The sequence below is a fragment of the Streptomyces sp. NPDC057638 genome, assembly GCF_042800315.1.
GTDB lineage: Bacteria > Actinomycetota > Actinomycetes > Streptomycetales > Streptomycetaceae > Streptomyces.
On record NZ_JBHVHF010000262.1, the window covers coordinates 1 to 11,663 of the forward strand.

An 11,663-nucleotide genomic window follows, 5' to 3' on the forward strand; every position below is an offset into this window, starting at 1 on the left:
GAGCCCGGGGGCACCCCCAGCGTTGTCGGGCTTTCCCGAGTACGTCCCGTACGAGGGAAACCGCCCCCTGGCTTCGCCGGGGGTACCCCCACCGCCTTGCGATCTCCCCCTGAGCCTTCGGCCCGGGGTGCCCCCAGCACCGGACGCCGCAGCCCCCTCCCTCCGGGCGGACGGCGCTACTGTGCGGACACGACCCAGCCCCATCGCGTACGCCCGGGCCCACCCTCGGCGCCGGAATACCCGCCGGTCACGGCCGCGCACGCCCGTCCGGCCGAAGATCCGGTGGGGCGGGGCCGCGGTCGGCGCCGTGCCGCCGGCGGTCGTCGCTCCGGCGGCATCGCCGCGAAGCCGGGCCGTGGTGGCTCACTCCACGATGTGACGGCCCTCGGGACGGGCGCTGCAGGAGGTGCGGAAGGAACAGGTCGCGCAGTGCTGGCCGGTGACGGGGGAGAATCGTTCGTCCAGCACGCGGCCCGCCGCCGTCGCGAGCAGTTCTCCCGCCCACTCCCCCACGAGCGGTTCCTGCGACTGCACCTTCGGCAGACCGTCGCCGCCCTCCTTGGCGGCGGAGCCGCGCCGCAGATGCACCAGTTCGGCACCGCCCGGCTCGGGACGCTCGCCATCGAAGGCCGCGTCGAGGGCACCCTCACGCACGGCGAGCTGGTACACGGCGAGCTGGGGGTGGTGGGCGACCTCGGCGCCCGTGGGGGCCTGACGGCCGGTCTTGAAGTCGACGACATAGGCGCGACCGTCGGCACCGCGCTCGACCCGGTCCATGGAGCCACGGATCCGCACCTCGTACGCACCCGCCTCCAGGGTGACGTCGAAGGCGTGCTCGGTGGCTTCGGCGGTCCGCCCGCCCCGGTCCATCACGTGCCACCGGAGGAAACGTTCGAGCGCCAGACGGGCGTGGTCCTTCTCCTGGGCCGACTTCCAGGGGGCGTCGAAGACCAGCGCGTCCCAGACCGAGTCCAGGCGCTCCATGAGGACGTCGAGGTCGGCGGCGGTCCGCCCGGAGGCGACCTCGTCGGCGAGGACGTGAATGACGTTGCCGAAGCCCTGCGCCGCCGTGGCGGGGGCGTCGGCCTTGACCTCCCGGCCGAGGAACCACTGGAGCGCGCAGGTGTTGGCGAGCTGGTCGAGCGCGCTGCCCGAGAGGGCGACCGGCTGGTCACGGTCCCGGAGCGGGACCGTACTGCGGGTGGGCTCGAACAGGCCCCACCAGCGATCGGGGTGCGCCGCCGGGACGAGGGGCAGCCCCTCGTCGTCCGTCAGCGCGGCGAGCCGGGCCAGCCGCCGCGCGGCGGCGTCGCGCAGCGCGGGAGTGGCGTCCGGGTCGACGGTGGTGGCACGCAGCTCGGCGACGAGCGCGGCGACGGCGAGGGGGCGGCGGGGGCGTCCGGTGACGTCCCGGGGCTCGGTGCCCAGCTCGGCGAGGAAGCGGGAGGGCTGGTCGCCGTCGTCGGCAGGGGCCTTGACGGCAGTGACCACGAGCCGGTCCCGGGCGCGGGTCGCGGCCACGTAGAACAGCCGTCGCTCCTCGGCGAGGAGCGCGCCGGGGGTGAGGGGTTCGGCGAGTCCGTCGCGACCGATGCGGTCGGCCTCCAGGAGGGAGCCGCGGCGGCGCAGATCGGGCCAGAGTCCTTCCTGGACCCCGGCGACGACGACGAGGCTCCATTCGAGGCCCTTGGAGCGGTGCGCGGTCATCAGCCGCACGGTGTCGGGGCGGGCCTCACGTCCCGACAGGGTGTCGGCGGCGATGTCCTGTGCCTCGATCTCCTCGATGAAGTTGAGGGCGCCACGGCCGCCGGTGCGCTCCTCGGCCCGCGCCGCGGTGTCGAAGAGCGCGCACACGGCGTCCAGGTCGCGGTCGGCGTTGCGTCCGGCCGCGCCGCCGCGCAGCGCGGCGCGCTCCAGCCTGGCTGGCCAGGACGTGCCCTGCCACAGCTCCCAGAGCGCCTCTTCGGCGGTGCCGCCGCGTTCCAGCAGTTCACGGGCGGTGCGCAGCAGGCCGCCGAGCCGCTGCGCGCCCCGGGCGTACGCGGGGTCGTGGGCGACCAGGCGCTCCGGCTCGACGAGCGCGCGGGCGAGCAGCAGGTCGGACGGGGGCGGAACGCGCTGTCCCGCCGCCCGCTCCTCGTCGCGCAGCGCCCGTCCCAGCTTGCGGAGGTCCGCGGCGTCCATCCCGCCCAGGGGCGAGGTGAGGAGGGTGAGCGCGGTCTCGGTGTCGAGCCAGGACACCTCGGTGGCGCCGTCGGACCCGTCGGCGTCGGACCCCTCGCTGTCGGACCCATCGGCGGCGTTCTCCGTGCCCTCCGTGCCCTCCGTGCCCTGGGCGGGGTGGGGCTCCCGCGCGGGCCCCTCGCCCGAAGCGGTGCCGTGGTGCCCGGTCCCGTCGTCATCGTGCTGGCCCGCGTGCCCGCCGTCCGGGGAGCCGTTCTCGTCCTCGTACGCGGGCGCGGCCATCTCCACGGACGCGGACCGCGAGCCGTCGCCGCGCGCCCCAGGGGCCGTATCCAGCCGCACCAGGGTGTCGTCGCCCTCGGTGCCGTCCGCCAGGTCCGCGTGCGCACGGGGACGGGGAACCCGCCCGGCGGCATCCTCTGTACGCGTCTCCAGGGAGACGTCCTCCGTCGGACACGCCTCCAGGGTCGCGCGGTGCGCCGCCGCCGTGGCCACGGCGCGCAGGGCGGTGAGGAGGGGGGCGACGGACGGTTCATGGCGCAGGGGGATGTCGGCGCCGTCGACCTCCAGGGGGACGCCCGCCGAGGTGAGGGCGCGGCGCAGGGAGGGGATGCTGCGGGCGCCCGCACGGACCAGGACCGCCATCTCCCGCCACGGCACGCCGTCCTCCAGATGGGCGCGGCGCAGGATGTCGGCGATGTTGTCGGTCTCGGTCGACGGGGTGGGGAAGGTGTACGTCTCGACCCGGCCGCCCTCGCGGACCGCCGTCAGCTCGCGGTGGGCCCGTGCCTGGTCGGCGGGGAGGCGGGACAGCGGCATCCGCCGGGTCAGCAGCCGGGTGGCGGCCAGCAGGTCCGCGCCGCTGCGGCGGGAGGTGGTCAGGACGGCCACGGCGGCCGGGGTGCCGTCGCGGCGCGGGAAGGTCCCTGGGAAGTCGAGGATGCCGTTGACGTCGGCGCCCCGGAAGGCGTAGATCGACTGGTCGGGGTCGCCGAAGGCGACCAGGGTCCGCCCGCCGCCCGCCAGCGCCCGCAACAGCCGGACCTGGGACGGGTCGGTGTCCTGGTACTCGTCGACGAAGACGGCGTCGTAGGGGAAGTCCAGCGGCGACGGGGACCGCTCGGCCAGCAGCACCGCGCGGTGCACCAGCTCCGCGTAGTCGAGGACGCCCTGCATATCGAGGACGTCGAGGTACTCGGCGAGGAAGGAGGCCGCGGCCCGCCAGTCGGGGCGGCCGGTCGCGGCGGCGAAGCGGGCCAGCGCGGCGGGGCCGAGACCCAGCTCCCGGGTGCGGGCCAGCACGGCGCGCACCTCGTCGGCGAAGCCCCGGGTGGTCAGGCAGGCGCGCAGTTCGTCGGGCCACTGGTTGCGGGCCAGCCCGTCGGCCTCCAGCCCGATCTGGCCGCTGAGCAGCTCGCGGAGGGCGACATCCTGCTCCGGGCCGGAGAGCAGCCGCAGCGGCTCGGCGAACAGGTCGGCGTCCTGGTGGGCGCGGACCAGCGCGTAACAGAAGGAGTGGAACGTGGTGGCGCGCGGGCCGTGGGCGCCGCCCAGCCGCAGCGCCATCCGGTCGCGCAGTTCGACGGCGGCCTTGCGGCTGAAGGTGAGCACCAGGATGCGCTCGGGGTCGGCGCCCTGGGCGACCCGGGCCGCGACCGCCTCCACGAGGGTGGTGGTCTTGCCGGTGCCGGGGCCCGCGAGCACGAGCAGGGGGCCGTGGGCGTGGTCAACCACCGCGCGCTGCGTCGCGTCCAGCACAGGGGGGTCCAGGGAACCCGGTGGCGTACGGACCAACCGGTACGCGTCCGGGGTCCGCCGCCGCGCCTGTCGCTGGTGCGGGGGATGCCCGAGGGTGAAGGAGGAACTCACGTGGATCGCCGGTCCTGGTGGGTGAACGGGTGCTGAGGGTGGGCTCGGCGCCGTGCGCGGACGACGCCGTCCGGGCGGTGCGCGCCGACTCCGCGGCGCGCGATGGCTCCGCGCTGGGTGTAGGGGGGCGCCGGGGGCTGGGGGCCGTGGGACGCCAGGGCCCGCCCGGTGGGCGGAGGCGGCCGCTCCGCACACCGTACGCGGAGCCGTACGGACGCCGGGGCGTCGCCGGGGGCTCGGGACGGTCAGCGTGGGGCGCCTCCGCCGTCCCACCGCGCCCGCCTCATATCGACGCGCGGTACGTGCCCCTCGGCCCGGGCCGACGCCTCCCGCAGCGGAGTGCCCTCGGTGCGGTACCGGGTGAGGGCCCGGGGCTCATGGCCGGGCAGCAGCGTGCCGTCGGCGCGCACGACACGCCACCACGGCACCCCTCCCCCGTACAGCGCCATGACACGGCCGACCTGGCGCGGGCCGCCCTCACCGAGCCACTCGGCGATATCGCCGTACGTCATCACCCGGCCAGGCGGGATCAGCTCGACCACGTCGAGCACGCGCTCCACATACTCCGGCAGCTCCTGCATCCCACCCATCCTGCCGCACCCCGCCGACAGGACGCGGGGGCCTGTGGACAACCCGGGCTCCTCCGGCGGTCGGATGCCCGGTGCGGCCGTGCCCGGGGGCGTCCCGGACGGGACCGGCGTCGGCCGCTCCGGGCCGGGGGCGCTATCCGGACGGAGGGTGGCGCGTTCCTGTGAGACAGCTCCCGATAAGTGACCAGCGTCAAAATGGGAGAAAAACAGAAATAGGCGGGTATTTGACTCAGCTCACACCCCCGCAAACCCCCCTGATGCCCCGCTCTGTCGTCCGGTCGTGCCACCATCATCCGGGCGGTGACTGGTGATACGAGATCAAGAAGAGACCGAGACGGCGAAGGAGCGGGGCGTGCGGCCTGGCAAGGCGACGGGCACACCCGCACCCCGGACGTATCCGGACGCACACGTTCCGCCCACGACAGACAAGACCACCTCCTTGACCAAGCAGACCCCGGACCCACCGGACGGCGCACGGCGCTCCGGCGACCCTGACCGGCCCGGCGACTCCTCCGGCCGGCCCGGCCACGCCGAGGGCGACGACTCGCTGCCGGACGTCGCCGATCTCGACGGCGTCTCGGGCGACGAGCCGCTGCTCGCCGCCCGTGTCCACCGGCCCTCCGATCTGCTCCGCCTGCTCACCGGCATCCTCGCCATCGCCGTCGTCCTCGCGGTCGCCGCCTTCGCGCAGGGCACCACGACCGGTCTCGAACACGACATCAGCAAGGGCACCGGCCAGGCACCCGACCTCCTGGTCAAGATCGCCGGGCTGGTCTCCTCGATCGCCGTCCTCCTGGTACCGGTCGCCTTCGCGATCGAGCGGCTGATCAAACGTGACGGGTTGCGCATCGCGGACGGCGTCCTCGCCGCCGTACTCGCCCACGGCGTCACGCTCGCCACCGATCTGTGGGTCGCCAAGGGCGCGCCGGACACCCTCCAGGACGCGCTCACCCAGACCCAGACCAACGGGGGCCTCACCGATCCCGTCCACGGCTATCTGGCGCCGGTCATCGCCTATATGACGGCGGTCGGGATGGCACGCAGACCCCGGTGGCGCGTGGCGCTGTGGGTGGTGCTGCTGCTCGACGCCTTCGCGATGCTGGTCGCCGGGTACACCACCCCGTTCTCGATCATCCTGACCGTGCTGCTGGGCTGGACCGTCGCGTACGGAACGCTGTACGCGGTCGGCTCGCCCAACGTACGGCCCACCGGACAGACCCTGATGGCGGGTCTGCGCCATGTCGGTTTCCGACCGGTCAACGCCGTACGCGCGGAGGACGTGCCCGGCACGGCCCCCTTCCACGCCGAGGGCGCCACCGAGGACGAGAAGCGCGGACCGGCCGAACAGGGCGACCGGGGGCGCCGCTATCTGGTCACCCTGGAGGACGGCCCGCCGCTCGACGTGACCGTCGTCGACCGCGAGCAACAGGCGCACGGCTTCTTCTACCGCGCCTGGCGGCGCATCACCCTGCGCTCGATCACGACCCGGCGCTCCCTCCAGTCGCTGCGCCAGGCACTGGAGCAGGAGGCGCTCCTGGCGTACGCGGCCATCGCGGCCGGGGCCAACGCGCCCAAGCTGATCGCCACGTCCGAGCTGGGACCCGACGCCGTGATGCTCGTCTATGAGCACCTCGGAGGGCGTTCGCTCGACGCGATGACCGACGAGGAGATCACCGACGACGTCCTGCGGGGCGCGTGGCGCCAGGTGAAGGCGCTCCAGTCACGCCGGATCGCCCATCGCAGGCTCAATGGTGACGCGCTGCTCGTCGATCAGTCCGGAAAGGTGATCCTCACCGATCTGCGCGGCGGTGAGATCGCCGCGGGTGACGTGGTGCTGCGCATGGACATCGCGCAACTCCTCACCACCATGGGGCTGCGCGTCGGCGCCGAGCGCGCGGTCGCCACGGCCGTGGAGGTCCTCGGGCCCGACACCGTCGCCGACTGTCTGCCGCTCCTCCAGCCGATCGCGCTGACCCGCTCCACGCGCGCGACACTACGGCGACTCGCCCGGGAACGTGCCCACAGGGAACGCGAAGCGGTCCTGGAGGCGTCCGCCGCCGCCAAGCGCGCGCGTCAGGAGGCCGCGCACGCGGGGAGCACCGGTCGCAAGGCCGTCCGCCGCAGCGAACGGGCCGAGAAGCAGGCGGACAAGCGCGCCATAGACGAGGCCATGGAGGAGGTGCGCGAGGAAGACCTGCTCTCCCAGATCCGCCGCCAGGTGCTGCTGATCCGGCCCCAGGCACCGGTGGAGCCGGTCCGGCTGGAGCGCATCCGCCCCCGGACGCTCCTGAGCCTGATCGCCGGTGCCGTCGCCGCGTACTTCCTGCTCTCGCTCTTCGCGGGCACCGATTTCGGCAGCGTCATCGAGGAGGCGCACTGGGGCTGGGTGGCGGCGGCCGCCGCCTTCTCCGCGCTGAGCTATGTGGCCGCGGCGATGAGCCTGCTCGGGTTCGTACCCGAACGGATGCCGTTCCCCCGCACGGTGCTCGCGCAGGTCGCCGGGTCCTTCGTGAAGATCGTGACCCCGGCCGCCGTCGGCGGTGTCGCGCTCAACACGCGTTTCCTCCAGCGCTCGGGCATCCGCCCGGGGCTCGCGGTGGCGAGTGTGGGCGCCTCCCAGCTGTTCGGCCTCGGCGTCCACATCATCCTGCTCCTCTCCTTCGGCTACCTCACCGGAACCGAGAAGACGGCCTCGCTCACGCCCTCCCGCACGGTGATCGCGGGCCTGCTGACCGTGGCGGTGCTCCTGCTGGTGGTGACGGCCATCCCGTTCCTGCGGAAGTTCGTCTCCACCCGGCTGCGGTCGCTGTTCGCCGGGGTCGTGCCCCGCATGCTGGACGTGCTCCAGCGGCCCATGAAGCTGCTCACCGGCATCGGCGGGATGCTGCTGCTGACCGGCACGTTCGTCATGTGTCTGGACGCCTCGATCCGCGCCTTCGGCGACGGCTCGCAGCCGCTGAGCTACGCCACCATCGCCGTGGTCTTCCTCGCGGGCAACGCCCTGGGGTCGGCCGCGCCGACACCCGGTGGTGTCGGCGCCGTGGAGGGCACGCTGACCATCGGTCTCACCGTGGCGGGCGTGCCCAAGGACGTCGCCCTGACCGCCGTGCTGATGTACCGGATGCTGACCCTGTGGCTGCCGGTACTGCCGGGCTGGTTCGCGTTCAACTACCTCACCCGTAAGGGACAGCTCTAGCGCCAGGCTCCGGCGGCGGGGCGCGGGCAGACTCCTGGCGCGGGCCTTCGGACGATACGCGTACGATCCGCCCGCGTGTCGCGCGAAGGCCCGCGTGGTGTCGTACGAGGGGTGATGTGGCACCCGCGTGGTCGTCGTACGCGTGACCAGGGAGGCGCGCGAGGATCCCGGCGTACCGCGGATCCCGCGTCGGAGCGGGCCATGGATCCGCGTCCCGGAAGCGGCACGCGCGTCCCGTCCCCCGGAGTCGTGGGCGTCAACCGGGTGCCGTGACGGGACGACGCGTACGGGTCGGCCCTCGGCGTCACCCGGACGGCCCCCCGCCGCCGTCGCGATCCCTTGTCACCCGCCTGGCCATGCGCGGAAGCGCCCGGCGCACCCCCGGCGCACCATGGCCGCATGCCGACCACAGCCACTGCGGTACGTTCCGCAGCACTCGCCGCGTCCCTCGCCCTGGTGTGGGTGGCGGGGTGCTCGGACGGAGGAGAGGGCGGCGCGCGGAGCACGGCGACGGGGGCCGCGCGACTCGCGGAGCTGGCGCAGCAGAAGCTGAGCTGGCGCGGCTGCCCGGCGCCGTCCGAGGCGGAGGGCGGCGGGATGGCGCCGTCCCCACTGCCCGGAGGAACGCCCTGGGAGTGCGCCTTCATGGACGCGCCCCTCGACTACGCCAAGCCCGGCGGCGAGACGATCGAGCTGGCCCTGATCCGCGCCAAGGCATCCGCGCCGGACCGCCGCATCGGCTCCCTGATCTTCAACTTCGGCGGACCGGGCGGCTCCGGGGTCGCCACCCTGCCGCTCGCCGCGTCCGATTACACGACCCTGCGCACCCGCTATGACCTGGTGAGCTTCGATCCGCGCGGAGTCGGCCGCAGCGTGGGCGTGGAGTGCGAGCCGGACCGCAGGCTCGATGTGTACTACGCGCAGGACGCCACCCCCGACACCCCCGCCGAGGAGAAGACCTACGTGGACGGCCTGCGGTCCTACGCCCGCGCCTGTGACAAGAACTCCGGCACCGAACTCCCCCATGTCGGCACCCTCAACGCGGCACGCGACATGGAACTGATGCGCCAGGTCCTCGGCGACCCCAAGCTGTACTACTTCGGCATCTCCTACGGAACCGAACTCGGCGGCGTCTACGCCCATCTCTTCCCCACGCACGTCGGCCGCGCCGTCTTCGACGCCGTCGTCGACCCGTCCCAGAGCGGCGAGCAGGGCGCCCTCGGCCAGGCCAGGGGGTTCCAGCTGGCGCTCACCAACTTCGCCCAGGCCTGTGTGGACAAGGGCGACGCCTGCGCCCTGCCCGGCACCACCCCCGCCGAGATCCAGGAGGGGATCATCGCCCTCCTCCAGCGGCTCGACAAGAAGCCCATCCCCGGCATCGGCGACCGGATGCTCACCTCCACCCAGGCCACCAACGGCATCGCCCAGGCGCTCTACTCCCAGGACTACTGGGAACTGCTCGAACAGGGCCTCGACGAGGCCGACGGTGGCGACGGCGCGCTGCTGCTCGCCCTCTCCGACGCGATGAACGGGCGGAACGAGGTGGGCCACTACAGCAACATGGGCGCCGCCAACACCGCGATCAACTGCGTCGACGCCAAGGAGCGCTACACGGTCGCCGAGACCAAGGCACGGCTCCCTCAGTTCCGCGAGGCGTCCCCCGTCTTCGGCGACTACCTCGGCTGGGGCCTGCTCGGCTGCACGGAGTGGCCAGTTCCGGGCACCTGGACCCACCCCGACGTCTCCGCGCCCGGCGCACCGCCGATCCTCGTCATCGGGAACACCGGGGACCCGGCGACGCCGTACGAGGGAGCGCGGTCGATGGTGCAGGCGCTGGGGCCGGGCGTGGGGGTGGAGGTGACCTACGAGGGGCAGGGGCACGGGGCGTACAACGGAAGCGGTACGTGTGTGAAGCGCCTGGTCGACGCCTATCTGCTCCAGGGGACGGTGCCGAAGCCGGGCACGGTCTGCCGCTGAGCCACCGCCCGTGACCCGGTCCTCCCGCGTCGGGGCCGCGTCGCGCGCCCGGCGGCCGGGGCAGGTGGTGTCAGAGGGGGTGTCAGTGCGGCAGGGACAGTTGGTGACGGAGGGGTGCCGCGCAGGGGAGAGGTGGTGACAGAGGGGGTGTTGGTGCGGTCGGGGCGTTGTCGGTGGGGGCGCTTAGGATGGCGGGACATCGTGCGATCCATGGGGGGACAGGCATGACCATGCGGATGAGGGTGGGGGCCCTGACCGCGGCACTCCTGCTGGCCGCGACGGCCGCGGGCTGCGGCGGCTCGTCGGACGAGGAATACAAGAACAACAGGGACGGCACGGCGAGCCGGAGCACCGGCGCCACGGACCGGGCCACCACCGGCCCGGCGTCAGCGGACGGCGCCGGCCTCGCCCTGCCCGCCTCCCTCACCGGCCAGAAGCTGGCCTGGAAGCGCTGCGAGGCCCCGGTCAAGGCCTGGGGCGCGGCGGCGGAGCGCCCGGGCAAGCAGTGGCAGTGCGCCACGCTCACCGCCCCGCTGGACTACGCCAAGCCCTCCGGCGAGACGATCGGCATCGCCCTGGTCCGCGCGCAGGCCAAGAACCCGGTCCGCCGGATCGGCTCGCTGCTGTTCAACTTCGGCGGGCCCGGCGGATCCGGAGTGGCCAACCTTCCGGTGGCGGCCAAGGGCTACGAGACCCTGCGCGACCGCTATGACCTGGTCAGCTTTGATCCGCGCGGGGTCGCGGAGAGCTCGGCCGTGGTCTGCCGCGACAGCGCGCAGACCGAGGCCTCGCTGGCGCTGGACAACACTCCGGACACGCCCGCCGAGGAGGCGGCGTTCATGAAGGACGCCACCGCCTTCGGCGCGGGCTGCGCCCAGCGTTCGGGCCGGGTGCTCTCCCAGGTCGGCACCCCCAACGCCGCCCGGGACATGGATCTGATGCGCCAGGTCCTCGGCGACGCCAAGCTCCACTACCTCGGCTTCTCCTACGGCACGGAGCTGGGCGCGGTGTACGCCCATCTCTTCCCGTCCCGGGTGGGACGGCTGGTACTGGACGCGGTCGTCGACCCGAGCGCGGACTACGTGGGCCACGCCCGCAACCAGACGATCGGTTTCCAGCGGGCGCTGGAGAACTACTTCACGGACCGTGACATCGACGCCGCGAAGGGCACCGCCGACGTCGCCGCCCTGCTGAAGCGGCTGGACCGCGCGCCGCTGCGGACCGACTCGGAGCGCAAGCTGACCCAGACCCTGGCCCTCACCGGCATCGTGGTGCCGCTGTACTCCAAGGATCAGTGGCCCTATCTGACGGCGGCGCTGGAGGCGGCCGAGAAGGGCGACGGCAGCCAGCTCCTGGCACTCGCCGACTCGTACAACGGCCGGGACGCGAACGGCTCGTACACCACACGGGACCACTCCCAGCGCGCGATATCGTGCGCCGACACCAAGGGCCGGGTGACGCCCGCCGAGGTCAGGTCGCGCCATCTGGCGGACTTCACGGCGGTGTCGCCGGTCTTCGGCCCCTATCTCGCGTGGGACCTGGCGGGCTGGTGCGCCAACTGGCCGGTGGCCGGGGACCGTGAGACACCGGAGGTGTCGGCGAAGGGCGCCGCCCCGATCCTGGTCATCGGCACCACTGGTGACTCGGCGACGCCGTACGAGGGCGCCAAGCGGATGGCGGACGAGCTGGGGTCCGGCGTGGGTGTGCTGATCACCAACAAGGGCGAGGGGCACGGCGCGTATGGGACGGCGACCTGCGTGACCAAGCTCGTGGACGGCTATCTGCTGGACGGGAAGGTCCCGCCGAACGGGAAGACCTGCACGGCCTGAGCCCGGGCCGCCCCGCGC

Annotated in this window: 5 protein-coding genes; 3 read left to right on the forward strand and 2 right to left on the reverse strand. The window is 73.6% G+C overall.

The features are described 5' to 3' along the window. Positions 1-363: 363 nt before the first annotated feature. Positions 364-4,053: a UvrD-helicase domain-containing protein gene (locus ACFVIM_RS27095; protein ID WP_384306390.1), complete on the reverse strand. Its 3,690-nt coding sequence runs from the start codon at positions 4,051-4,053 to the stop codon at positions 364-366. 245 nt (positions 4,054-4,298) lie between these two features. Beyond that, the gene (locus ACFVIM_RS27100) at positions 4,299-4,643 is read right to left on the reverse strand and encodes an MGMT family protein (RefSeq protein WP_384306392.1); all 345 of its coding nucleotides are present in this window, start codon (positions 4,641-4,643) and stop codon (positions 4,299-4,301) included. A 439-nt stretch (positions 4,644-5,082) separates the two neighbouring features. Between ACFVIM_RS27100 and ACFVIM_RS27105 the strand changes: the two genes are divergently transcribed. The 3 genes from ACFVIM_RS27105 to ACFVIM_RS27115 all read left to right on the forward strand — a co-directional run bounded on the left by ACFVIM_RS27105 (position 5,083) and on the right by ACFVIM_RS27115 (position 11,645). After that, entirely contained in the window at positions 5,083-7,839 is a 2,757-nt protein-coding gene (locus tag ACFVIM_RS27105; protein ID WP_384306394.1) for a lysylphosphatidylglycerol synthase domain-containing protein, read from the forward strand. Between the two features lie 399 nt (positions 7,840-8,238). Continuing rightward, positions 8,239-9,816 carry an alpha/beta hydrolase gene (locus tag ACFVIM_RS27110; protein ID WP_384306397.1) on the forward strand — a complete coding sequence of 526 codons (1,578 nt, stop codon included), beginning with the start codon at positions 8,239-8,241 and terminating at the stop codon, positions 9,814-9,816. Positions 9,817-10,040: 224 nt separating this feature from the next. After that, positions 10,041-11,645: an alpha/beta hydrolase gene (locus tag ACFVIM_RS27115; protein WP_384306399.1), complete on the forward strand. Its 1,605-nt coding sequence runs from the start codon at positions 10,041-10,043 to the stop codon at positions 11,643-11,645. Positions 11,646-11,663: the final 18 nt, after the last annotated feature.

Bases quoted from the DNA above. Each gene is read 5' to 3' on its own strand.
- ACFVIM_RS27100 (WP_384306392.1), bottom strand. From the start codon at position 4,643: ATGGGTGGGATGCAGGAGCTGCCGGAGTATGTGGAGCGCGTGCTCGAC.
- ACFVIM_RS27110 (WP_384306397.1), top strand. From the start codon at position 8,239: ATGCCGACCACAGCCACTGCGGTACGTTCCGCAGCACTCGCCGCGTCC.
- ACFVIM_RS27115 (WP_384306399.1), top strand. From the start codon at position 10,041: ATGACCATGCGGATGAGGGTGGGGGCCCTGACCGCGGCACTCCTGCTG.